The sequence below is a fragment of the Devosia nitrariae genome, from assembly GCF_030160115.1.
GTDB classification, from domain to species: Bacteria; Pseudomonadota; Alphaproteobacteria; order Rhizobiales; family Devosiaceae; genus Devosia; species Devosia nitrariae.
Genome location: NZ_BSNS01000011.1, coordinates 44,339 through 67,709, shown reverse-complemented (window position 1 = coordinate 67,709; position 23,371 = coordinate 44,339). Strand labels below are relative to the sequence as shown.

The following is a 23,371-nucleotide window of genomic DNA, read 5'->3' as shown; positions in this document are numbered from 1 at the left end:
TTCTAGGCACGCGACCGCTTGCCGGCAAGAGTTGGAGCATCTCATGGCCACGATTTTGCGCGCAGGACGCGCTGTCGTCCGTTTCTCGGGCCCGGATGCCCACAGATTGCTCAATGACGTGCTGACGGGGCCGTTCGCCGAAGGATCGGAGACAGCGGGCTGGTGGGCGCTACTGTCGCCGCAGGGCAAGATTCTTGCCGAGGGGCTGGCAGGCTTTGCCAAGGGCGCGTGGTGGCTGGATGTCGCGGCAGACGTTGCCGAGAATTTCCTCAAGCGCATGAAAATGTACCGGCTGCGCGCCAAGGCCGAGATCGAGGACCTCACCGAAACCCATCGAGTCGGCTGGGCGCGGGATCGCCTGGAAGGCGGCATCGTTCACCGCGATGCGCGCGGCGGCGGGCTCGGCTATCGGGTGGTTGCGACGGCAGATGCCGCGGCCGCGTGGGGTGAAGGCGAGGATTTCGCCAGGGCGCGGATCGCTGCCGGGATCAGTGAACTCGGCGAGGATTTCGGGCCGGAGACGACCTTCGCGCACGACATCGGCATGGATCTCAACGACGGCATCGATTTCGTCAAAGGCTGCTATGTGGGCCAGGAGGTCGTCAGCCGCATGAAACATCGCGGAACGGCGCGACGACGGCCGGTGGTCGTTTCCGGGATCGCCGCGCCGGCCGGGTCTGCCGTTGTCGCAGGCGGGCGCGAAGCGGGGTCCGTCGGACGCGTGGTCGAGGGCCACGCAGTGGCGGTGCTGCGGCTCGACCGGATAACGGATTCGGACGCCGTCACCGTCGAAGGCGCCCCGGCAACGCTTCGCCTGCCCGATTGGGCGAGCTATGCGTTTGGCGAATCGGCGGACGCGGATTAGCGTTCGACAGGATTTTCCGAACGAGGGCACAATGGCGCGCGGCAAGGATCGCGCCTGGCAGCGTATGCTGTCGGGTCGGCGTCTCGACATTCTGGACCCTTCTCCGCTCGACGTCGAACTTTCCGATATCGCGCACGGGTTGGCACGCGTTGCCCGCTGGAACGGTCAGACGTTGGGAGACTATCCGTTCTCGGTCGCGCAGCACTCGGTGCTTGTGCTCGAGCTTTTCCGCACGGCAAACCCGGATCTCGGGCCTGAAGCGCACCTCTATGCCCTGTTGCACGATGCGCCCGAATACGTGATGGGCGACATCATCTCGCCGTTCAAGGCCGCGATGGGCGGCAACTACAAAGAGGTCGAAAACCGGCTCCTGGCCGCGATCTACCTGCGGTTCGCCCTGCCGGCGCACCCGCCGGCCACGATCACCAAGGCGATCAAGAAGGCTGACAGGGACGCGGCCTATTTCGAGGCAACGCACCTGGCCGGATTCGAGGCGGTGGAAGCACGCAAATATTTCGGCGAACCGGGCCTGCCACAATTCGACCTCGACCAGTTCGACAGGCTGATCCGACCCTGGCCGACGCGCGAAGCGCACGACCAGTTCATCGCCACCTTCGAGGCGATCAGCGCGCATCTAAGCGCTTAAAACCTTCCTGTGGAGATTAACCCTAACAAAGGATGAACTTTGCCACGACCGCGTCCCGGTGGTTAATCAAGTGTTACCAATGAGCCTTCGAAACGCACCAAAACGGGACGAATGACGATGAGCCTGCCAAACCGCCAAGTGTTGCTGGGAATGACGCTCGGGGCGGTCTGCGCGACGGCGCTGTCGGCCATCGGTCCGGGCTTGGTGATGAGTGTGTTTGCCGACGAGGCGAAGACGGCCATCGATCTCGACGCCCTGGTCCGGATCGACGACACCCACTACCGCATCACCTATGAGGACTGGGTATCGACCGAGCCGCTTGCCAACAGCCGGATCAAGAAGATCGGATACGGCCAGACGAGCTATGTCGACATCGCCGAAACGGCGACAGGCACCTATTCGACCGATGGCCTCGCTTCACCGCATGTGCTCTATCCGGGGATCGAAGTCGAGGAAGTGTCCGACGAGCGCCTTGCCACGCTCGTGCTCGGCGGCTGGGGCCATCGCTGGGTGGTGGCACCACTCGTCAAGGGCTCGTCGTTCCTCCACCTGCGCACGGGCAAGGGCGAGCGCATCATCTCCGATGGCTCGACCACCTGCATCCTCTCGCGCAACTATTCGATCTGCTGACCTGAAGGACGAGAACGGTTAGCCGAAGATCCAGCCGCTCTTGAACTTGTAGAAGACATGCAGGCCGATCTGGGTAACCTTGTTCATGCGCGGGGCCCAGCCCGGGCGTACGTAGGTCGCGTGGTAGTGGGTCGCTTCGGCGACCTCGGTCAGATAAAGCTGGCCTTGCGTCACCTTCTCGGCGATTTCCTCGGCCTGAGCCCAGGCCTTGCGGTCGTTGATGACCTCCGGAATGCCGTCGCAGGCAAAGGAGAACTGGCAGGCGTTGCGCCGGCTTTGGTTCTGGAACACCACCGCGCAGATCGTATCGGGATAGCGATGGTCCTTGACGCGGTTGAGGACGACCTGAGCGACGCCGACCTGTCCGCGATAACTTTCCCCGCGTGCCTCGAAATAGATGGCGGTGGACAGGCACCAGAGCTGCTTTTCGGCGACGCGCATCACCTCGCCGGTGGCGTACTCGGTGGTGATGGGCGCGGAAGCGCGGGCATAGGCGAGTTGTTCCGACGCAGCGACGGGAACGGGCGCATCCGACTGCGGAGCAATCCCATCGATGGCATCGAGCGCGGCGCCGGCGGAAGTGTCGATGGCGGCGATCGAAATACGCGGTTCGTCGGGGTCGGCGGCGGTAGCTGTCGGCGGCGGCGGTACGACCTCGGCAGTCTCGATGCGCGATTGGCCGAGCACCTGCGGATCCGCGGCGGGGGTCCGCAGGTCAGCGATGTGTGCGCGAATGGCGGTGAAGCTGCGGGCGACGGTCAACACGTCGACCTCGGGGCGATGGCGATCGGATTTCTCGGCCCGGTTGGGACCGACAAAGCCGGCGGATTCGAAGAGGTGACCGACCGAGCCGGTGATGACGGCGTCGGTGCCGGAAAAGGTGAGGCTGGCGATGGCAACCGGGGCCGCGCCGGGAGATCCCAAATCTCCCAGGTCTCCGGACGCCGGGCCGATAGCCGAGGCGGTGAGGCCGAAATAGCAAAGGGCGGAGAAAAGCCCCGCCGCCGCAACTGCGGCAAGGGGGCGATGCCGACGGACAGGTCTGCCAGCGCGTGAAAACGCGACCGGCCGGCTCGCTTGGGCCATAAACGCTACTCAACTCAACGCAACACAACTACAGACCGGCACAAAGTGACTAAAATGCCGACAAAGCAGATGATCGCCGATTAGGGTTAGCGGTGGGTAAACACTGGGAATTGGGCGCGCAAAGGACTGAACCGGGGCTCTCTTCCGGCTTGTTTGCGGACAAATTGGGACAGCACTACTGACAGGCAGCGATGACGGGAGCGACCTGCTCGGGAAGTCCGGTGACCTGGAAGCGCACGTGAAGGGAGCGGGAACTGGCGGGCGTGACTCGGGCGCCGAGATTGGTGACGCCTCGGAGGGAGTTGAGGAAATCGACCACCGCCTGGTTCCCTGCGATCACCAGGTCCGTACCAGTCGGGTCGGGGGGCAATATCATCGCCTGGGCGCGCTGAAGGTCGCGCTGCAGACTGATACCGGTGTTGGAGCCCGTGGCAGAGAGGACGTTGCCGGCAAAGCCGAAGCGGACGACAAGCTCGCCGGCCTCGCACGCGATGGTCATTGTGGCGTTACCGCGGCCGGAGGGGACGGCAGGAATGAGCGTCTGGGATTGCAGGACAACCGCCTCGGTGTCGCCGGCCGCCCCGTCGCGGAAAACGCCGTCATAGCAGGCCAGCCGCTCGGTATTGTCGGCGATCGCCGCGCAGCTTGCGGCTTCGGATTGGCTAAACGCCGGAACCGTCGGGATGAGAAGTGCCGGCAATGCGGCCAAGATTGCCAGTACTCTCACGAGCCTCAGTTCCTCCCATCCAAAGGAGCATGTACCCGCCCCCGCTTGCCCTGACCGCTATATAGGTCAGATACTTGCGCATTTTAAGCAGATGCCTGCGCAAGGGTCAGCCGGGCAATGGGAACACGATAGGGTGAACAGCTGACATAGTCGACGCCCAGCCCGGCGAAATAGGCAAGCGAGGCCGGATCGCCGGCGTGCTCGCCGCAGATGCCGATCTTCAGGCGCGGATTGGCGGCCTTGCCCCGCGCGATAGCGATCGAAATCATCTCGCCCACTCCCTTCTCGTCGATGGTCACGAACGGATCGCGCTCGTAAATCGCCTTTCTCTGATACGAGGCAAGGAAGGTGGGGGCATCGTCGCGCGAGATGCCGAAAGTCGTCTGCGTCAGGTCGTTGGTGCCGAAGGAGAAGAAGTCGACCATCTGGGCGATATCGCCTGCCCTGAGGCAGGCGCGCGGCAATTCGATCATGGTGCCGAAGGATAGACGGGCGCGGTCCGAGCGCAGGAGGCCGGAATTGCCGGCGATCGCCATTACTCGCTCGCGCACGAACGCCACCTCGCTCGCCGTCGAAACGAAGGGCACCATGACCTCGAGCAGAACCGGTTCGCGCTGGGTTTCGCTCGCCGCCCTGGCGCCGGCCATCAGCGCCTGGATCTGCATCTGCAGGATTTCGGGATAGGTGATGGCGAGCCGCACGCCACGATGGCCGAGCATGGGGTTGACCTCGGCGATGCGCTCGAGCCTGAGGCGCAGGGCGCGCACGGCCAAACCGAGGGAGGCGGCGGTATCCTCGACATCCTCTTCACTGCGCGGCAGGAACTCGTGCAGCGGCGGATCGAAGAGGCGCACGGTGACAGGCATGCCGCGCATGACGGCAAAAAGCGCCGCGTAGTCGCCGGTCTGGTAGTCGACGAGGCCTTCGAGGGCCCGGGTGCGGTCGTTCTCGTCCTCGGAAAGGATGAGACGGCGCAGCGCCACCATCCGCTCGGGTGAGAAGAACATGTGCTCGGAACGGGCGAGGCCTATGCCTTCGGCCCCGAAACTCAGCGCGGTCTGCGCCGATTCCACGGTCTCGACGTTGGTGCGCACGGCAATGGTGCGGCTGGCATCCGACCAGTCGAGAAGGGTGCCGAGTGCGCCGCCAATATGGGGCTGGCTCAGAGGCAGCATGCCGGCATAGACCGAGCCGTCCGAGCCGTCGATAGTCAGCCGGTCGCCGGAACGGAACTCCTTGTCACCGATCTGGCAGCTCATTTCGAGCGGATTGACGGAGAGATTGCGAACGCCAGCAACGCATGGCTTGCCGGTGATGCGGGCGATAACGCCGGCATGGCTGGTCATGCCGCCGCGGGCGGTCAGAATGCCGGTTGCCGCCTTCATGCCCTCGACATCGCCTGGCCCGGTTTCGGTGACGACGAGGATGCAGTGCTTGCCGCGAGCACGCATGCGAGCAGCGTCCTCGGCGGTGAAGGCGATAAAACCGCTGGCGGCGCCCGGCGAGACGCCGAGGCCCGTGGCAATTGGCGGAGCCCCGTTGATAGAGGTTAGGCGCGGGTGGAGAAGCTGGGCGAGGCGGGCCGGATCAGTTCGGTTGACGGCATTCTGGCGCGTCCATACTCCGGCCCCGACGCGGTCGACCGCCGCCTCGAGCTCGGCAGCGATGCTCGCCTGGAGGGGGCGAGCCGAAAGGAATCGCGCTTCACCGCCGCTGACGGCCACCACGCAGATCATGTGACGGCCGGCTTTGGCATCGAGCAGGGAGACCAGTGCCCCGCAGCTTTCGGGGAGCTTGGGAACGCCAGCGGCATTGGCCGGCGCGGGACCTGGAGCGCCGGTCACGGCGTCGCGGGTCAAAAACTGTTCGATGTCGCCCTCGGCCATCGCCTGGACGAGAACGATCTGGCGGGCACGTTCCTCGGCGCTGCGCGTGCCCGTCCACAGCCCCGCTTCGTAGCCATAAGAATCGAAGGCATCCTTGATCGCTCGGGCCAGGGGACGGGCGGGATCGACGGAGTCGGCTTCGTTCGTCGGCGGAGGTATGCCGATGCGGGCGGGCATAAGGCCGCCATTGTGCCGGGAGGCAGAGGTTCGCACGACGAGCGCCGGAGGCTTGCCCTCCTTGTCCACAAGCCGGAAGAGGCAGGAGACCCAATGAGTGCGCAGGCGAGGGTCCTTCTTGACCCGTTGGGCCTGCAGCGCCTCCCAGGCGGCGCGGGTGATGGCGATTGTCGGGATCGTCGGGAAACCGGCTTCCGAAACGCGGAAAATCCAGCGCGCCTTGCCCGACAGCAGCTTCAATTGGCTGGCGGAAAGGTCTGCCTTGCCCGTCGCCGGCGCGATCGCAAACATTTCCTGGGCCAGACTCACCGGATGATCCTTGCTGCCGTTACCTTGAGCATATTGCCCGCGACATCCTGCGCCCGCAACACGCCCCGCTCGGGGTTGGCTTGCTCGGGGTTGACTTGGCCGCTGCGAGCAAGCATCTCACCTGATATGGAAAAGAGGCCGCAGCTTGACATACTCCTGTGCGCCCCGCGCGGCTTTTGTGCGGGCGTCGACAGGGCCATCCAGATCGTCGAGCTGGCGCTGAAGAGATACGGCGCGCCGGTCTATGTGCGCCACGCAATCGTCCACAACAAATACGTGGTCGAAGGCCTCAAGCAGAAAGGGGCCGTGTTCGTCGAGGAGCTCGACGAGATCCCCGAGACCGAGGCACCGGTGGTGTTCTCGGCCCACGGTGTGCCGAGGAGCGTGCCGGCCGAGGCAAAAAGCCGCAACATGTTCTTTCTCGATGCCACCTGTCCCTTGGTCTCCAAAGTGCACGTGGAGGCCCAGCGCCACCACGAGCAGGGGCACGAGATCGTGCTGGTCGGCCATGCGGGCCACCCGGAGGTGGTGGGAACGATGGGACAGTTGCCGCCGGGCGCAGTGACGCTGTTGGAGACGATCGAGGATGCACAGGCCTTCACGCCCAAGGATCCGGACAATCTGGCGTTCGTGACGCAGACGACGCTTTCGGTCGACGACACCCGTGGTATCGTCGATGCCTTGCGGGCGCGTTTTCCGGGTATCGCCAGCCCGCACAAGGAAGACATCTGCTACGCCACGACCAACCGGCAGGAAGCGATCAAGGCGGTGGCGCCCAAGGTCGACGCGATGATCGTCGTCGGCTCGCCGCATTCCTCGAACTCGCAGCGGCTGGTGGAAGTGGCGCTGCGCGCGGGCTGCCGGACGGCCACGCTCGTCGACCGGGCGAGCGATATCGACTGGTCGCGCTACGGCAACATCTCTTCGCTTGGCGTCAGTGCCGGGGCATCGGCGCCGGAAAGCCTCGTCGAGGAAGTGATCGACGCCTTCGCCGAGCGGTACGACGTCACGGTCGAAACGCGTACAACCGCTGAAGAGAACATCGCCTTCAACATCCCCCGGGTCCTGCGCGACCTCGAGGCGCAGGCGGGGCGATGACTGCGCTCGACGAGCTCGAAACGGAGCGGCTGCGGTTGACCCTCTGGATCGATGGCTCGGTCGACGAGCTCTTTACCATGCATGCAGATCCGCTCGTTGCGCGTTACCTCGACGCTGACGGGCGCGTTTACGATCGGGCGAAAGCCGAGGAACGGATTGCCGGCTGGCAGAAGGAGTGTGCCGAGGCCGGGCTCGGCAAGTTCCGTATGATCCGCAAGGCCGACGGCGCCTTCATCGGTCGCGCCGGCTTTTCGCCTTTTGAAGGCGGACCAGAAATCGGCTATTCGCTCGCCTCGGCGCATTGGGGGCAAGGCTATGCCAGCGAGATCGCGCAGGGCCTGAATGATTGGTTCTTCGCCAACCGGCCGGAGGACGCATTCATCGGCTTTGCCCATGTCGACAACCTCGCCTCACGGCGGGTGCTCGAGAAGATCGGCATGACGCCGACCCACACCGCGACCGTCGCCGAGATGCCGCACCAGTTCTATCTCAAGTCGAGGCCCGTTTCGCAGGATTCCGGCCGTACCTACAGTTCGCGTGAGGCAGTGCGGTGAGCGAACTGGATCTCTTCGAGACGGAACGGCTGGTTCTCTCGGGCTGGCGCATGGAGCAACTCGACGACCTCGTACGGCTGCATGGCAATCCGAATATATCGCGCTACCTTACGTCGAGCGGCGCCCCGTGGACGCGAGAACAGGCGGCTGCGGCTCTGGCGGGATGGATCGACCTGTTCGCTGCCCGCCAGTTGGGCAAGCTGCGGCTGACCCGCAAAGACGACGGCACCTTTATCGGCCGTGCCGGTTTCGGCATTTACGCCCCCACCGGCGACCCCGAGATCGGCTTCGCCCTGTTCGAGGATTTTCACGGCAAGGGCTACGCGAGCGAAGCAGCGGCAGGCCTGCGCGACTGGTTCTTCCGGTCCGGCAAGGGGGAACACTTCATCGGTCTCGCCGACACCCGCAACGCGCCTTCGCTCGCCGTCCTCCGCAAGATCGGCATGGAACCCACCTATGTCGAATACGAGCCCGGCGGCCTCGCAGCCCAGTTCCACATCCTGCGGCGTCCGGCCAATGACTGATACCGTCATCATCCACACTGACGGGGCCTGTTCGGGCAATCCCGGCCCTGGGGGCTGGGGCGCAGTGCTCGAATACGGCGGCCACGTAAAGGAATTGAAGGGCGGCGAGGCGCACACTACCAACAACAAGATGGAGCTGACCTCGGCCATCGAGGCGCTCAAAGCGCTGAAGCGTCCGTGCACGGTCGAAATCCACACCGACAGCCAATATCTACGGAACGGCGTGACCAGTTGGATCCATGGCTGGAAGCGCAACGGGTGGAGGACGGCGGACAAGAAGCCGGTCAAGAACGTCGAGCTGTGGCAGGCGCTCGACGAGGCGATGAAGCGGCACCAGGTTTCCTGGCATTGGGTAAAGGGCCATGCCGGTCATGATCTCAACGAGCGGGCGGACGAGCTGGCCAACGAGGGCATGGCGCCGTTCAAGAGGAACGGGAGGACGGGAGCTTCCCTTTCGACCTGAAAAGCTTGACGAGCGGCGCGACCAGATGCTCGGCGACAGGGATGAGCAGCGCTCCAACGACCAACCCGGATACGCCTGAAATGGCCGCGACCACCGTCCAATGAACGGCGCCGGCCGCGCCCGGCACCGCTTCGGCAGCAGCTTCGGCAACTGCTTCGACGGCATGTTCCGCGGCCGAGAAGCCGAAAGTGGCGAGGCCATGGACGAGGATGCCGCCGCCGACCCAGATCATTGCGGCGGTACCGACAATCCCCAGCATGTGCATGAAGGCCGGCATACCGCCAACGAGCCCCCGTCCGATGGCGCGGCCGGTATGGGTGCGGCCCTTGGCGGCGAGGACGAGGCCAAAATCGTCCGCCTTCACGATAAGGGCCACCCCGCCATAGACGAGTGCGGTGATGCCGATGCCGACAATCGCAAGGATTGTGCCCTGCATGATGACGTTCTCGGCCGGCAGGGCGGCGAGGGCGATGGTCATGATCTCGGCCGAGAGAATGAAATCGGTCTTTATGGCGCCGGCGACCTTCGCTTCCTCAAGAAGGTCCGCATTGGCGGCGGCAGGCTCGACACGCGTTTCGTGGCCAGCTGCCTCATGGGGAAAAACGGCTGCGAAGGCCTTCTCGGCGCCCTCGTAGCAGAGGTAGGCGCCGCCGATCATCAACAGAGGCGTGATGAGCCAGGGCAGAAACGCACTGAGCAGCAAAGCGGCGGGCAGCAGGATGATGAGCTTGTTGCGCACCGAGCCCAATGCGATCTTGCCGACGATGGGCAGTTCGCGATCGGCGGAAAATCCGTGGACATAGCGGGGCGTGACGGCGGCATCGTCTATGACCGCGCCCGCCGCCTTGACGCCCGCACGGGCCGCCTGCCCGGCGATATCGTCGAGAGACGCCGCCGCGACCTTGGCGATGGCGGCGACGTCATCGAGCAGAGCCAGAAGTCCGACGCTCACCAGATTCCTCCAAGCCGTTCCTGCAGGGCAACGCAGGAGAATTCAGTCGGCTCCGAGCGTCAGCCCGCGATCTTCGCGAAATCGGCCACCATGTGCATGGTATCGCGCAACCGAGCGAGAAGGTTGAGGCGGTTGGTGCGGACCGCTTCATCGGGATCGTTCACAAGCACCTTGTCGAAGAAGTTGTCGACGGGCGTGCGCAGCGCCGACAGTGCCGCAACGGCCGCCGCATAATCGTCCTGGGCGAGGTTGTCGGAGACGGTGCGAGCCGCGACCTCGGCGGATTCGGCAAGGACGACTTCCTCGACCTGCTTCAGCGACGCCGTCTCGACAGCACCCGCATAGGTCCTGCCATCCTTCTTCTCCTCGGCGACGACGATGTTGACCGCGCGGCGGTAGCCGGCCAAGAGGTTAGCGCCATCGTCGGTTTCGAGCAGGCCCGAGAGCGCTTCGACGCGGCGAGTGATCTCGAGGATATCGTTGCTGTCTTCCGAGATGACGGCATCGACGAGATCGTGACGCGCACCGGCATCGCGCAGGGAAACCTTGAGGCGGTCATGGAAAAAGGCGAGGAGATCCCTTTCGACCTGGAGCGGAAAGCGCAGCCGGTTTTCCGTAACGATGCGGATGACGCCAAGGGCTGCGCGGCGCAGAGCGAAGGGATCGCGCGAACCGGTCGGTTTTTCGTCGATGGCCCAGAAGCCGGTGAGCAGGTCGAGCTTGTCGGCCAGCGCGACGGCAATGGCGACGGGTTCTGAGGGGACGTAATCGGTGGGTCCCAAGGGCTTGTAGTGGTCGCGGATAGCGTTGGCGACGGCGCCGGACTTGCCTTGGGCCAGAGCATAGTAACGCCCCATGAGACCCTGCAGTTCGGGGAACTCGCCGACCATGCCGGTGACGAGATCAGCCTTGGCAAGGCTCGCGGCGAGCTTGGCCTCCTCGACATCGGCGCCGACCAGCGGAGCGATCTCGCCGGAAAGTTTCACCAGCCGCTCGACGCGCTCGAACTGAGTGCCTATCTTGGCGTGGAAAACCATCTCCCGCAATTTCGGCAGGCCATCCTCGAGGGGCACGGCCAGGTCGTGATTGTAGAAGAACATGGCATCCGACAGGCGCGCACGGATGACCCGCTCATTGCCAGCGATGATTGTCACCCCTCCGTCGGCGGCGACGGTGTTGGCGGTGATAATGAAATTAGGCGCGAGCTTGCCCGACCCGTCGCGGAGGCAAAAGCATTTCTGATTGGCGCGGATGGTGGCGATGATGACTTCCTCGGGCAGTTCGAGGAATTTGGGATCGAAGGCGCCCATCATGACGACCGGCCACTCGACGAGCCCGGCAACTTCCTCGAGAAGCCCTTCGTCCTCGATAACCTTCAATCCTTGCGCGAAGGCGAGGTGGTCGGCGTCGGTCCGGATGATGTCCTTGCGACGATCGAGATCGAGGACGACGTTGGCGCGCTCGAGCGCCGTCACGTAATCATCGAAGCGCCTGACGCGGATGGGTTCGGGAGAGAGAAAACGGTGGCCGTAGGTCGTCTGTCCGGCGGCGAGGCCGTCCGCGGCAAAGGGGATCACGACGGGCTCCTCGTTTTCGGGACCGAACGTGGCGGTGATGGCGCGCAAAGGCCGCACCCAGTTCATCGCGCCCGCACCCCATCGCATGGATTTGGCCCAGGAGAAATCGGCAACGACCTTGGCCAAGATGACCGAGAGCAGGCTTTCCGCATCGGCGCCAGGCTTGTCGATGTGGGCGGCGTAGAAATCGCCTTTCTTTGGATCGGCGACCACCCTGGCCTCGTCGACCGACTTGAGGCCTGCGGCGCGCAGGAACCCGTCGATCGCCTGCTGCGGCGCGCCGACCTTGGGGCCCTTACGCTCCTCATGCGTGTCGGGCGAGCGGGCAGGAATGCCGGTGACGGTCAGCGCGAGGCGCCGCGGCGTGGCATAGGCGCGCGCGCCTTCGTAGAGCAGACCGGATTCGACCAGCGCGCCGGTGACGGCTTTCTTCAGGTCCTCGGCGGCGCGGCGCTGGAAGCGAGCGGGGATTTCCTCGGAGAAGAGTTCGAGCAGCAGTTCGGGCATGGTCGGACACCGGGCGTTGGAGTGGTGGCCTGCCTAGCAAGGGCGGGAGACATTGTCTATCGGGGTCACCAACCCCCTCCCCCGCCGCCACCGCCTCCGCCGCCAGAGAACCCGCCACCGCCGCTGCCCGAGGACGACGAGGAGACCGGCTGGGCAGCAACCATGGCGGCGCTCATGCCGGTGGCGGCGCCGGCCACCGCCCCGGCGATCTTGCCGGGCGTGAAGCTGCTGCCGCGGCCGTGATACCAGCCGGGGGAATAGGAAGAACCTGACGCGTCGGCGACGGCATTGCGGGCGAGCTCGGCCTCGAAATGTTCGGACCACGGCTTTTCGACGCCGAGAGCGATGGCATAGGGCAGCAGCCGCTCGAAGCGCTCGACGGTCATCGGCGGCTCGCCCGACATGTTGAGGCGTTCCTTTTCGGCGGTCTCGAGATAGAGCTTCAAGCCTTCGATCTCGTCCATCACCTTGCGGCCCTGTAGGGTCGGGGCGCGCATGAGGATGGCGAAGGTGACACAGAGGCCGACGATGGTGACGGCGGCCAGGACTGCGGTCGAAACGACCAGGTTGGTCGCGAGGGCGCCGATGCCACCGGCAAGATTAGCGGCCATGACGACTGCCCAGATGGTGAGGAAGACCAGACGGATCCTGGAGCCGCTCCACAAGCCCTGGAGACCGACGGTACCAAGGCCGACGAAGATACCGGCGATGACGGCGAGGATCAGCCAGAAGGGCTGCAGATAGCCGAGATAAACGAGCCCGGCGAGGACAGCGAGCGACAGGAGGATGCCGAGGATCGTGTAGCCGACATTGTTGCGGAACCAGGCTTCGCGGTTCTCGATCTCGATCGCTTTGACGAACTCGCCGCGCTTGGCGACGAGAGTGGCGCCGGTATCCTTACCCACCGTGACGCTGCCCTCGCGGGTGAGATAGCCGAAAAGCACCTCTTCGCCAGGTGGCAGATCGTGATCGGGCTTCTTGCCGGTGACGGTGAGTTTCAGCTTTTTTGCGGCGTTGTCGATGACGAGGAGGCCCTTGACGCCGAGGCTGAATGCGGCGGCGGTGAAGGCCGTCCAGCCGCTCTTGGCCCAACCCCAATGGTGGATGTAGTGGACGAGGGCCGGCGAGAAGGTTCTGGGCGGATGGAAGAGCGGAATGACCACGCCCCTCGGCGGATCGCGGCCGGCCGAGGACCAGACAAGCGAAAAGTAGGTGAGCACCACGAGGGCGGCGATCGCTGGCACGATGACGTCCTGCCGGTCGAGAAACCAGTAAAGGAGACCCTCCGTAGTGGACGGCTCGACGAGGATGCCCTTGTCAAACGCTACGGCAACAGTCAGACCCTCGCCCGGCTGCAGACGGCGGTCGGCGCGAATGACAGCGACGTTGTCGGCCACGCGCGTGATGGTGGCGGCGGATTCCGTTGATCCCACGGGGCCGGTATAGGCGGCAACATTGCTGATGACCGCGCCCTTGGGCAAGCGCACGGTGGCGACGGCTGAAAGGATCGGAAAGTTCCAGTAGTTGCCGGTGGCGTTCCAGTAGAGCTCGTCATAATCGGCAAAGAACCGGCCCATGCGGGTCATGGTGTAGTTGACGGCGTAGCGGTGGACGCCTGGCCGCAGGAAGACATCGGGATCACCGATCCAGATGCGGATGAAATCCCCCATGCGCTCGGTGCGAAAGGGTTCGGGTGCCCCGTTGCGGGTGACGCTCAGGACGTCGAGGCTCGGGCGAACGCGGTTGCCCTCGTCGTCGAGCATGACGACGGGAATGTCGCGATAGATGCCGCGGCGGATCTCGAGGCCCTCGGCGTTGACATCGATGGTTTCGAGCACGTCCACCGCGCCATCAACGGCAAGGGTCACATCGGCGCTGAAGGCGCGGATTTCCTCGCGCGCGGCGGCCGGCAGGCAGAACGCGCAAAGGGCGAAGATCGCAACGAGGAGACGGACCAGCATCGCCACTCGTCAGGTGAACTTGACGTCGGGGACGGCGCGGTCCGCCTCGTTCTCGAGCTCGAAATATTCGGCTTTGAGGAACTTGAAGAGGCCAGCGACGATGTTGGACGGGAAAGACTCGACGGCGACGTTGAGGTTCCTGACGGCGCCGTTGTAGTAGCGGCGCGACATCTGGATCTCGTCCTCGACGGTCTGCAGGGCGTCCTGGAACTCGAGGAAGGTGGTATTGGCCTTGAGGTCCGGATAGGCCTCGGCGACGGCAAAGAGGCGCCCGAGCGCGGCCGAGAGCATGCCCTCGGCCTGCGCGCGCTGCTCAGGCGATGCGTTCTGCGCGCCCTGAACGGCGGCACGGGCGTTGGTGACTGACTCGAGCGTCTCGCGCTCATGCGACATGTACCCCTTGACCGTTTCCATCAGGTTGGGAATGAGGTCGGCCCGTCGCTTCAACTGGACGTCGATGCCCGACCAGCCTTCTTCCACCATCTGCCGGTTGCGGACGAGATCGTTGTAGATCTTGATGGCATAGGCGACAGCCGCGACGACGAGGGCAAGTACGATCCATTCCATGCAGGCATTCCTCCGAACGGCACCAAGCCGGCGCCTGCGGGGACAGTGGCATTGAAATGCTTGGCATTCAACGGGATCGAAGATGCCGAACCGCCGTCCGACAGTGTCGGACGGCGGTTCTCCTCATCCTCGCTTCAAGCGCGAGGATGACATCTGACGGGCGTGCCGTTACGCCCGCTGCGGGACCGGCGTCTCACCGAACATGACCGAGCGGGTCAATGGCCGGGCGAGGAACTCGTGGGGGAAGCCCGGATCGACGGCGCTCGCCTGCTCGAGCCTCGCGCGCTGGTCGTCGGAGAGCACCACGTCGAGGGCGCCGAGATTGTCCTCGAGGTGCGCCATTGTCCGCGCACCGATGATCGGGGCGGTAACGGCAGCGTTGAGGAGCGTCCAGGCGATGGCGACCTGTGAGGGCGTCTTGCCGGTTTCGGCGGCGACGGATTTGACAACATCGGCGATAGCGAGTCCGCGTTCGGTGAGCGAGCCGTTGCCGGCGGCGATGTTCTTGCGGGTGCCGGCGGCGCTCGCCGCCCCGCTGCCGATGTCGAGGTCGGCCCGCGTGTACTTGCCGGTGAGCACACCGCTGCCGAGTGGCGACCAGGGAATGACGCCGAGACCCATTTCACGCGCCATGGGGATGAGGTCGCGTTCGACGCTGCGCTCAATCAGGCTGTATTCGATCTGGAGCGCCACGAGCGGGGACCAACCGCGCAGGTCCGCGATCGCCTGCATGCGCGAGACCTGCCAGGCGGGCGCATCGGAGATAGCGACGTAGACCACCTTGCCGGCACGCACCAGATCGTCGAGGGCACGCAGGATTTCTTCGACGTGCGTGGTGAAGTCCCAGGCGTGAAGGTAAAGCAGGTCGATATAGTCTGTCTGCAACCGCGCAAGGCTCGCCTCAACCGAGCGAACCATGCTCTTGCGGTGGTTGCCGCCGGCATTGGGGTCGGTGGGGTCGGACGTGAGGGTATATTTGGTGGCGATGGCCAGACGGTCGCGGCGGCCCTTGGCGAAAGCGCCCACGAACCGCTCGGATGTGCCGTTGGTGTATTGATTGGCGGTATCGACGAAGTTGCCGCCCCGATCGAGATAGGCATCGAAGATGCGGCGCGATTCAGCCTCATCGGACCCCCAGCCCCAATCGGTGCCGAAGGTCATGGCGCCCAGCGCGATCGGCGACACGCGCAGGCCCGAGCGGCCGAGAAGGCGATAGGACTTGAGGGAAAGGGTGTTGGACATAAGTCATCTCCCGTTGCTGAGATGCCGGGAAGATGGCGCTTTCGCACTCTTTGGATAATGAGCTATTGTCCGCAAGGGTTATTCAGTTTCGGGTGTATAATGCGTGGCAGTGACTATGCGGAACTGCGGGCCTTCGTGGCGGTGGTGGAGCATGGCAGCTTCGGGCGAGCTGCGGCCCACCTCAACATGTCGGCCTCGGCCCTCAGCCAGACGATCCGCAAGCTCGAGGAGCGGCTCGACATACGCCTGCTCAACCGCACGACACGCAGCGTCGCGCCGAGCGCAGCAGGGGTAAAGCTGCTCGATCGGCTGTTGCCGGCCCTCGTAGACCTCGAGACGGCGGTCGAGGAGGTGCGCGCGCTGCGGGGCACGCCCGCGGGGCTCCTGCGGATCAACGCCACGCGCATCGCCGCGATCCACTATCTCGGGCCGCTGGTCGGGCCGTTCCTCAATGCCTATCCCGAGATCACGCTCGATGTGGTGGTCGAGGACACGCTGATCGATGTGGTTGAGGGGCGGTTCGATGCCGGCATCCGGCTCGGCGAGAAGCTCGACATGGACATGGTGGCGACCCGCCTCAGCGGCGAGCTCGAAATGATGGTGGTGGCGGCACCCAGCTATCTCGAGCGCCACGGCACGCCACAGACTCCGCAAGACCTCAAGGCCCACCGCTGCGTCAACTTCCGCTGGCCGACGGATTTCAGCCTCTACCGCTGGGAGTTCGAGCGCGGTGACGAAAAGCTGGAGGTGGCCGTCGATGGACCGCTGATCTGCAACGAGCCGGAAATGGCCGTCCCGGCGATCCTAGACGGGGCCGGGATCGGCTACCTCTTCGACTACGCAGCCGAGCCTTTGATTGCCGAAGGCGGGCTCGTCCATCTCATCAAGGAGTGGACGCCGCCATTCCCGGGCTTTTATCTCTACTATCCCAGCCGCCGACAGATGTCGCCAGCGCTACGCGCGTTCGTCGATTTCCTGCACGAGAGGGTGCGCTAGACCGCTCCACCCCCGACCGTCTGCAACCATGCCTGGCCGCAAGCCTTGGCGAGCTCGCGGATCCTGAGGATATAGCTTTGCCGCTCGGTCACCGAAATGACACCGCGGGCATCGAGCATATTGAAGGTATGGGAGGCCTTGACCACCTGCTCGTAGGCGGGGATGGCCATGGTCTGCCGGTTGGCGTCGGCCTGCCCTTTCTTGAGTATGGCGCGACACTCGGTTTCGGCGTCGGCGAAGTGGCGGAAGAGCATGTCGGTGTCGGCGGCCTCGAAATTGTATTTCGAGGATTCCTGCTCGTTCTGCAGGAAGACGTCGCCATAGGTGACCTTGTCGGCGCCCTCGCGGCCGTTGAAGTTCAAGTCGTAGACGTTCTCGACGCCCTGCACATACATGGCCAGGCGTTCGAGCCCATAGGTGATCTCGCCGGGCACGGGGCTGCACTCGAAGCCCGCGACCTGCTGGAAATAGGTGAACTGGGAAACTTCCATGCCGTCGCACCAGCACTCCCAGCCGAGCCCCCAGGCGCCGAGCGTCGGGCTCTCCCAGTCGTCCTCGACGAAGCGGATGTCGTGAAGCGAGGCATCGAGGCCAATGGCGGCCAGCGACTTGAGGTAAAGGTCCTGGATGTCGTCGGGCGAGGGCTTCAGGATCACCTGGAACTGGTAATAGTGCTGCAGCCGGTTGGGGTTTTCGCCGTAGCGCCCGTCGGTCGGGCGGCGCGAGGGCTGCACATAGGCGGCCTTCCACGGACGCGGCCCAAGGGCGCGCAGAGTGGTCGCGGTGTGGAACGTGCCCGCGCCCATCTGCATGTCGTAGGGCTGCAGGATGACGCAACCCTGATCCGCCCAGAAGTTCTGCAGCGTCAGGATGAGACCCTGGAAGGAATTCTTCGGGTCCATATGGGGCTTGGCGTCGGTCATCGGGCAGGTCCGGTGAGTAAGTTCGGCGCGAACCTAGTGGCGGGACCCGAAGCGGTCAATTGCTTGTTGCGAGGCGCCGTCGCCGCCCTCGCGCCAACCCCGCCCTCATGGTGGGGACAGCGCAAAGGGGACGCTCGTCAGGTGGCGGGAGGAATATTCTGGTTCAGGCGGAAGACGTTGTCCGGATCGTATTGTGCCTTGACCTTGGCAAGGCGATCCCACGTGGCACCCGGATAGGCGGCGCGAACCCTCTCCTCTCCCTCATCGCCGAGGAAGTTGACATAGGCGCCGGGTACCGGCCCAAGCGCCGCCGAAAGGTCCTTCACCCACGCCTCGCGCCGCGGCTTATCGTCGGGGCCGACATAGAAGGACGCAACCGCCGCCATGATTTTCTGGGTGCGGTGCACATAGGCCGTCGCATCGGGGCTCACTCGGGCGACGGCGCCGCCAAGCACCCGCAACTGCACGACGCGCAGCGGCGCGTCCGAAGCTGCCAGCGCATCGAGGGCCGTCTGCGCCTGCTGCTTGCCGAAGCCGTCGAGATACATGATGCGGGAGACGGCGGTTGGGCGATAGTCCGGATCCTCGGGTCCGAACATGCCGCCATAGGACATGGGTTTGACCATATCGGCCAATGGTTCGGCCAGGGCGCGGAAGCGGTCGACGACCTCCTTGCCCTTCGCCACGTCTCCGGCATAGGCCACCAAACCCATGACAATCATCTTGCCGTGCAATTCGGCGGGGAGGAACGGCATAGGCGGCGCCGGCATGACATTGGCAATCGCCGAGAACTCTTCGGGCGCGGCCTCAGCCTCCGCCATGAAACCGGCAACGACTTCGGGGGTCGCCGGCAGGATAAGCATGCCGCCATAAAAGCTCGGCAGTTCGCGCAGCTGAAACTTGAAGCGGGTGACGACGCCGAAATTGCCGCCACCTCCACGCAGTGCCCAGAAGAGATCGGGGTGGTTTGTCGCATCCGCCTCGATTACCCGGCCGTCGGCGGTGACGATCTCGGCCGCCAGCAGGGAGTCGATGGTCAATCCGAACTTGCGTACGAGGAATCCGACGCCACCGCCGAGCGTAATGCCGCCGATGCCCACGGTTCCCGTATCGCCGAAGCCGACGGCGAGACCGTGCTCGGCAAGCGCTTCGGTGACCTCGCCGGCGGTAAGCCCTGCCTGCGCCCAAGCCGTACGGCCCGCTACGTCGACATCCAGCGCCTTCAATTCACGCAGGTCGATGACGATGCCGCCATCGGTCACCGAGTGCCCTGCGCTGCTGTGGCCGCCGCTGCGCACAGCAAGCTCGGCCCCGTGCTGTCGCGCAAAGGCTATCGTATGGGCAATATCCTCGACGGTGAGAGGGCAGACGATAGCTGATGGGCGGCGGTCGATGCCGCCCATCATGACGGTACGCATCCTGTTGTAGTCGCTATCCGACGGCGTCACCACCCGACAAGAGAGGGCGCTGCGCAGGACATCGATCGGCAAGGCGAGACGGTCGTGCATGATGAAGTCCTCCTCACTTAAGCGATTACTTAACTAAAACGAATTGATCCCCGTGTCAATCCCTGGGTACTCATGTCTTATCCTCCGACGAGGACGGCCGGTACGTTCCATCCTTGTCGCGCGTCAATTCAATGACGCCGGGCTTGCTACGCTCGGCGAGGTCGCGGGCCCGGCGGCGGGCATTGTCTTCCTCATCGAGCCGCCTGAACTGGCGCGTCCAGTCCCGCCAGATCTTGCGCAGGCCGAAGAAGATGATGCCGCCGATGAGTGCGATGACGAGGATGCGCAGGATATAGCCGGACATCATGCCCTCACAGCCCGTACCGCGACCAGAGGGCGCGATCTTCGATTGCGGCGGCCGCATCGGCGGCCAGCGAAAAGCCGAAGCGCGGAAGCTGGAAGAGACCGCGCTTGGGCGCGATGACCTTGAGCTCGACCTCCTTGCCGAAACGGGTGGCAAGCGTCTCGTGCAGATCGCCAAGGGCGTCGACCAGGCCGAGCTCAAGGCTGCGGAGGCCCGTCCACCATTCGCCGGTGAAGAGCTCGTCGTCACCGGCCTTGAGCTTTTGCCCGCGGCGGGCCTTCACATGGTCAATGAAGACCTTGTGGATGTCCTCCTCGAACGTCTTGATGCGGGCGACGTCGTCTTCCCGCGCGGGCAGGAACGGGTCGAGGGTCGATTTGTTCCTGCCGGCCGTATAGAGGCGGCGCTCGATTCCAAGCTTGCCGATGGCCTCGACGAACCCGAAGGTCGCAACGATCACGCCGATGGAGCCGACGACCGAGGAGGGATCGGCGATGATCTCGTCACCGGCCGTTGCGATGAAATAGCCGCCGGAAGCGGCCGCATCCTCGACGAAGACCAGCACGGGCTTCTTGTGCTCGTCAGCCAGATCGCGGATGCGCTTGGCAATGAGGCGGGACTGGACGGGCGAGCCGCCGGGGGAATTGACGACGATGGCCACGGCCGGCGCCGACCTGATCGAGAAGGCCCGCTTGAGGAGCGGCTCGACACTGGCGATGTTGAGGCGGCCGGGGCGTTGATCGGCGGCGAGGACGCCATGGAGGCGCACGACTGGGATCACCGGCCCCCGGCGCCTTACGAGCCGGGTCAACCAGTTGCCGGAGCGGGCCGGAAGGGTGGTCATGGACTGCCTCTCTTGCGGTTTGCCCGCAGATTTAGGGGCAGACGCGCCCGATTACCAGTCGAGGCGGGCTTGCCCACGAAAGATCGCCTCGAACTCGGGGGTGAAATCGCGGCCGGCGATATGCAGGGCGCGCGTTGCAAGCAGCGTCATCGGCGCGCGCGAACCCTTGGTGCCGCGCAAGAGGACGCGGCTCGCCGGCTCGCTCGAGCGCGGCGAGAGCGGCAGGATGGTGACGGCACCGAAACGCTGACTGAAGGCTGCAAGGAGCGGAGCGAGGCCCGCGGCGGGATAGACGAAGATGATCTCGCCGCCGGGCGCGGCCGCGGCGGCGGCGGCGCGTACCCAGAGATCGAGATCGCCGGCCGCCATATGGCGGGCTCGGGCGCGGGCCGGTTCTCCAGCGCGCGTGCCGGCGGCGGCATCGAAGAAGGGCGGATTGGCGATGACGGCGGAAAAGCTGTCAGGCTTGAGACCGGCGGACTGCCGCTCGGCGCCTGCTGCGGTGACGTCGAGAGCGACGGTGCGGACCTGATCGCCGACGCCGTTGGTCTCGGCATTGGCCATGGCGAGTGCCAGCATTCCGGCATCGCGATCGACGAGAACGGCGCCGAGCCCGCGCTCATGCGCGAGCGCGACGAGGCTGGCGGTGCCGACACCGGCGCCAAGATCGAGCAGGCTTTCGGCCGCTGGGCACACAGCCGCGCCGAGCAACACGCTGTCGAGGCCGGCGCGAAAGCCGTTGCGGGGCTGCGACACAGTGAGGCGGCCGCCCAGAAACGCGTCGCGCGTCAGCGTTTGGGATTTTACAAACGTGTCAGGCTGGTCTAGGGACACACGCACCCCTCGGCGGTTTTCTGCGTTAGTTTTAGGATGCGGGCCGGTAGGGCTCAACCGGAATTGCCGCGTGGCAATAATGGGGATGGAATGGCGGTCTCTGTACTGACGCAGACGAGGCAGGACAAGCGCGAGAACGCCATCGAGCGGCTTTTGTCGGCGACGCACGACGACATGGCCCGGGTCAATGCGATGATCCTCGAGCGGGCCGATTCGCATGTCGAAATGGTACCCGAGCTTGCCAAGTACCTCATCGAAAGCGGCGGCAAGCGGCTCCGGCCCATGCTGACGGTCGCGGCAGCCGCGCTCTTCGGCAAGGGGACGGGCAGCGCCATCAACTTCGCGGCTGCCGTTGAATTCATGCACAATGCGACTCTCCTTCATGACGACGTCGTGGACGACAGCGACATGCGGCGCGGCAAGCCCGCGGCCCGCATGGTCTGGGGCAACAAAGCCTCGATCCTCGTCGGCGATTTCCTTCTGGGCCAGGCCTTCATGATGATGGTCGAAACCGGCGATGTTGCCGCGCTCGCCGTGCTTTCGGCCGCTTCGGCGACCATGGCGGAAGGCGAGGTGTTCCAGCTTGCCAAGACCGGGGACCTAACGACGACTCCGGATGATTATGCCGAAGTCATCCGCGCCAAGACAGCGGTGCTGTTCCAGGCGGCCTGCGAGGTGGGCGCGATGGCCGGCGGGGCCGACGAGGCCGGTCGCAAGGCGCTGAGCCTTTATGGCCTCGAGCTCGGCAACGCTTTCCAGCTCGTCGACGACGTGCTCGACTATGGCGGACAGAGCGGTACGCTGGGCAAGAACATCGGCGACGACCTGCGCGAAGGCAAGATGACGCTGCCGATCATCCTGGCGCTGGCGGAAGGAACCGAGGCCGAGAAAGCCACGATCACCAACGCTTTGGGCAAGACCGACGCCAGCGCATTCGATGTCGGCCAAGTCGTGACCATCCTCACCCGCTATGAGGCGCTCTCGCGCACCACGCAGAAAGCGCAAACGCATGCGCAAGCGGCGGTGGCAGCGCTCGGCCCGCTGCCCGATAGCGAGATGAAGACGATCCTCGCGGACGTCGTGGAATTCAGCGTCGGCCGGGCGTACTAGAGCCGTTCCGATTGACTCGGAACTGGAGATCCAGGCGCGGTTAGCAACGTTCCCAGTCCCACCCACAGAGTCATCCTCGCGCAAACGGGATCTCTGTTTGTGGTGCCGGCAAAGGAAACGGAGGTTCCCGCTTTCCGCGGGAATGACCCGGTGGTGATGGCGGCAGCGGTGGGCTAGCCAACGCGTCGGCGCGGTCTTTTCCGCCCTAGGGACTGATCAGTGGCGCTGCCGCGACCCAATGGTCGGGGAAAGCCTCGCGCAGCTCGTGGGCGGCCTGGTGGGCCTGGGCGCTGGAGCCGAAGAGGCCGAAGACGGTGGCGCCGGAACCGGACATGCGCGCGAGCATGCAGCCAGACGCCTGGCCGAGGCGGTCGATGAGGTCTCCGATCTGAGGAACGAGGACGGTGGCCGCCGGCTCCAGGTCGTTGCGTGTCTCGGTGAGCCAGATGCCGAGCTGGGCCGGTCGGGTCATGGGCTCGGCAATAGCAGGCATGGGCGGGTTCTCGCGGCTCTCGAGCCGGCGGAACACTTCGGCAGTGACGACGGGCACCAGCGGGTTGACCAGGACGACGTGGCAAGCCGGAAAGGCCTTCAGCGGACGCATGATCTCGCCGATACCGCGGGCGACGAGAGGAACCGAAACGAGGCAGGCGGGAACGTCCGCGCCAAGGCCTGCGGCGAGCGCGACGAGGTCGGCGGCAGGGATATCGCCCTCACCGAGCCCCGCCATCAGACGGATGGCGGCTGCCGCGTCGGCAGAACCGCCGCCGAGGCCGGCGGCAACCGGCAGGTTCTTGGCAAGCGTCATGTCGAGGCCGAAGGGCACATGTCCCGGCCATCGGGCGCGAAAGGCAGCAACGGCGCGGGAGACGAGATTGTTGTCGCCGCCAAGACTCCTGCCGAAGGGACCGGTGATGGCGAGGCGGTCGGCGAGCGCGGGCACGGCGGTCAGTTCGTCGCCGATATCGGCAAAGACCATGAGGCTGTCGAGCTCATGGTAGCCGTCGGCCCGGCGGCCGACGACATGCAGTGCCAGGTTGACCTTGGCAGGCGCCTGCTGGACGAATGGCTCGATCATGCG

At 65.0% G+C, this 23,371-nt stretch carries 23 protein-coding genes; 9 read left to right on the top strand and 14 right to left on the bottom strand.

Features of this window, described 5'->3' with window-relative positions; translation table 11 throughout:
• Nucleotides 1–43: 43 nt before the first annotated feature.
• From ygfZ to QQK18_RS10855, 3 genes are all read left to right on the top strand, one after another.
• Entirely contained in the window at nucleotides 44–865 is an 822-nt protein-coding gene (ygfZ, locus tag QQK18_RS10865; RefSeq protein ID WP_284340361.1) for a CAF17-like 4Fe-4S cluster assembly/insertion protein YgfZ, read from the top strand.
• A 31-nt stretch (nucleotides 866–896) separates the two neighbouring features.
• Complete coding sequence (locus QQK18_RS10860; RefSeq protein WP_284340360.1) at nucleotides 897–1,511, top strand: HD domain-containing protein; 615 nt, start codon at nucleotides 897–899, stop codon at nucleotides 1,509–1,511.
• A 117-nt stretch (nucleotides 1,512–1,628) separates the two neighbouring features.
• Nucleotides 1,629–2,141: a hypothetical protein gene (locus QQK18_RS10855; RefSeq protein WP_284340359.1), complete on the top strand. Its 513-nt coding sequence runs from the start codon at nucleotides 1,629–1,631 to the stop codon at nucleotides 2,139–2,141.
• A gap of 18 nt (nucleotides 2,142–2,159) precedes the next feature.
• Here QQK18_RS10855 and QQK18_RS10850 read toward each other — a convergent pair whose 3' ends face one another.
• The 3 genes from QQK18_RS10850 to QQK18_RS10840 form a co-directional block, all read right to left on the bottom strand.
• The gene (locus tag QQK18_RS10850; RefSeq protein WP_284340358.1) at nucleotides 2,160–3,065 is read right to left on the bottom strand and encodes a cell wall hydrolase; all 906 of its coding nucleotides are present in this window, start codon (nucleotides 3,063–3,065) and stop codon (nucleotides 2,160–2,162) included.
• A 337-nt stretch (nucleotides 3,066–3,402) separates the two neighbouring features.
• Nucleotides 3,403–3,954 (bottom strand): hypothetical protein, encoded by a 552-nt coding sequence (locus tag QQK18_RS10845; protein WP_284340357.1) that lies wholly within the window; start codon nucleotides 3,952–3,954, stop codon nucleotides 3,403–3,405.
• Between the two features lie 83 nt (nucleotides 3,955–4,037).
• Nucleotides 4,038–6,326 carry a putative PEP-binding protein gene (locus QQK18_RS10840; RefSeq protein ID WP_284340356.1) on the bottom strand — a complete coding sequence of 763 codons (2,289 nt, stop codon included), beginning with the start codon at nucleotides 6,324–6,326 and terminating at the stop codon, nucleotides 4,038–4,040.
• 126 nt (nucleotides 6,327–6,452) lie between these two features.
• Between QQK18_RS10840 and ispH the strand changes: the two genes are divergently transcribed.
• From ispH to rnhA, 4 genes are read left to right on the top strand one after another with little or no spacing between them, the layout of a single operon-like run.
• Nucleotides 6,453–7,424 carry a 4-hydroxy-3-methylbut-2-enyl diphosphate reductase gene (gene ispH, locus QQK18_RS10835; RefSeq protein WP_284340355.1) on the top strand — a complete coding sequence of 324 codons (972 nt, stop codon included), beginning with the start codon at nucleotides 6,453–6,455 and terminating at the stop codon, nucleotides 7,422–7,424.
• A complete protein-coding gene (locus tag QQK18_RS10830; protein ID WP_284340354.1) occupies nucleotides 7,421–7,978 on the top strand; it encodes a GNAT family N-acetyltransferase in 558 nt (185 codons plus the stop codon). The genes ispH and QQK18_RS10830 overlap by 4 nt, the downstream gene beginning before the upstream one ends.
• Complete coding sequence (locus QQK18_RS10825) at nucleotides 7,975–8,502, top strand: GNAT family N-acetyltransferase (RefSeq protein ID WP_284340353.1); 528 nt, start codon at nucleotides 7,975–7,977, stop codon at nucleotides 8,500–8,502. Before QQK18_RS10830 ends, QQK18_RS10825 begins: the two co-directional genes overlap by 4 nt.
• Nucleotides 8,495–8,965 (top strand): ribonuclease HI, encoded by a 471-nt coding sequence (rnhA, locus tag QQK18_RS10820; protein WP_284340352.1) that lies wholly within the window; start codon nucleotides 8,495–8,497, stop codon nucleotides 8,963–8,965. Before QQK18_RS10825 ends, rnhA begins: the two co-directional genes overlap by 8 nt.
• Here the strand turns inward: rnhA and QQK18_RS10815 are convergent.
• The 5 genes from QQK18_RS10815 to QQK18_RS10795 form a co-directional block, all read right to left on the bottom strand.
• Nucleotides 8,925–9,917 (bottom strand): DUF808 domain-containing protein, encoded by a 993-nt coding sequence (locus QQK18_RS10815; RefSeq protein ID WP_284340351.1) that lies wholly within the window; start codon nucleotides 9,915–9,917, stop codon nucleotides 8,925–8,927. The two genes, rnhA and QQK18_RS10815, sit on opposite strands and share 41 nt — an antisense overlap.
• Nucleotides 9,918–9,976: 59 nt before the next feature.
• Complete coding sequence (gene glyS / locus QQK18_RS10810) at nucleotides 9,977–12,001, bottom strand: glycine--tRNA ligase subunit beta (protein ID WP_284340350.1); 2,025 nt, start codon at nucleotides 11,999–12,001, stop codon at nucleotides 9,977–9,979.
• Nucleotides 12,002–12,066: 65 nt separating this feature from the next.
• Nucleotides 12,067–13,962 (bottom strand): DUF2207 domain-containing protein, encoded by a 1,896-nt coding sequence (locus QQK18_RS10805; RefSeq protein WP_284340349.1) that lies wholly within the window; start codon nucleotides 13,960–13,962, stop codon nucleotides 12,067–12,069.
• 9 nt (nucleotides 13,963–13,971) lie between these two features.
• Nucleotides 13,972–14,529 (bottom strand): LemA family protein, encoded by a 558-nt coding sequence (locus QQK18_RS10800; RefSeq protein ID WP_284340348.1) that lies wholly within the window; start codon nucleotides 14,527–14,529, stop codon nucleotides 13,972–13,974.
• A gap of 168 nt (nucleotides 14,530–14,697) precedes the next feature.
• Nucleotides 14,698–15,771 carry an aldo/keto reductase gene (locus tag QQK18_RS10795; RefSeq protein ID WP_284340347.1) on the bottom strand — a complete coding sequence of 358 codons (1,074 nt, stop codon included), beginning with the start codon at nucleotides 15,769–15,771 and terminating at the stop codon, nucleotides 14,698–14,700.
• Nucleotides 15,772–15,870: 99 nt separating this feature from the next.
• Between QQK18_RS10795 and QQK18_RS10790 the strand changes: the two genes are divergently transcribed.
• Nucleotides 15,871–16,767, top strand: coding sequence for a LysR family transcriptional regulator (locus tag QQK18_RS10790; RefSeq protein WP_284340346.1), 897 nt, complete (start codon nucleotides 15,871–15,873; stop codon nucleotides 16,765–16,767).
• Here the strand turns inward: QQK18_RS10790 and QQK18_RS10785 are convergent.
• The 5 genes from QQK18_RS10785 to QQK18_RS10765 form a co-directional block, all read right to left on the bottom strand.
• A complete protein-coding gene (locus QQK18_RS10785; protein ID WP_284340345.1) occupies nucleotides 16,764–17,690 on the bottom strand; it encodes a glycine--tRNA ligase subunit alpha in 927 nt (308 codons plus the stop codon). The genes QQK18_RS10790 and QQK18_RS10785 overlap by 4 nt on opposite strands.
• Before the next feature lie 137 nt (nucleotides 17,691–17,827).
• Nucleotides 17,828–19,198 carry an FAD-binding oxidoreductase gene (locus QQK18_RS10780; protein ID WP_284340344.1) on the bottom strand — a complete coding sequence of 457 codons (1,371 nt, stop codon included), beginning with the start codon at nucleotides 19,196–19,198 and terminating at the stop codon, nucleotides 17,828–17,830.
• 70 nt (nucleotides 19,199–19,268) lie between these two features.
• Complete coding sequence (locus QQK18_RS10775; protein WP_284340343.1) at nucleotides 19,269–19,502, bottom strand: hypothetical protein; 234 nt, start codon at nucleotides 19,500–19,502, stop codon at nucleotides 19,269–19,271.
• A gap of 7 nt (nucleotides 19,503–19,509) precedes the next feature.
• Complete coding sequence (locus QQK18_RS10770) at nucleotides 19,510–20,346, bottom strand: S49 family peptidase (protein WP_284340342.1); 837 nt, start codon at nucleotides 20,344–20,346, stop codon at nucleotides 19,510–19,512.
• A gap of 51 nt (nucleotides 20,347–20,397) precedes the next feature.
• Nucleotides 20,398–21,102, bottom strand: a complete 705-nt coding sequence (locus tag QQK18_RS10765) for a tRNA1(Val) (adenine(37)-N6)-methyltransferase (protein WP_284340341.1) — start codon at nucleotides 21,100–21,102, stop codon at nucleotides 20,398–20,400.
• A 168-nt stretch (nucleotides 21,103–21,270) separates the two neighbouring features.
• Between QQK18_RS10765 and QQK18_RS10760 the strand changes: the two genes are divergently transcribed.
• Nucleotides 21,271–22,290: a polyprenyl synthetase family protein gene (locus QQK18_RS10760; protein WP_284340340.1), complete on the top strand. Its 1,020-nt coding sequence runs from the start codon at nucleotides 21,271–21,273 to the stop codon at nucleotides 22,288–22,290.
• Between the two features lie 205 nt (nucleotides 22,291–22,495).
• Here QQK18_RS10760 and QQK18_RS10755 read toward each other — a convergent pair whose 3' ends face one another.
• Nucleotides 22,496–23,368, bottom strand: a complete 873-nt coding sequence (locus tag QQK18_RS10755; RefSeq protein WP_284340339.1) for a 4-(cytidine 5'-diphospho)-2-C-methyl-D-erythritol kinase — start codon at nucleotides 23,366–23,368, stop codon at nucleotides 22,496–22,498.
• Nucleotides 23,369–23,371: the final 3 nt, after the last annotated feature.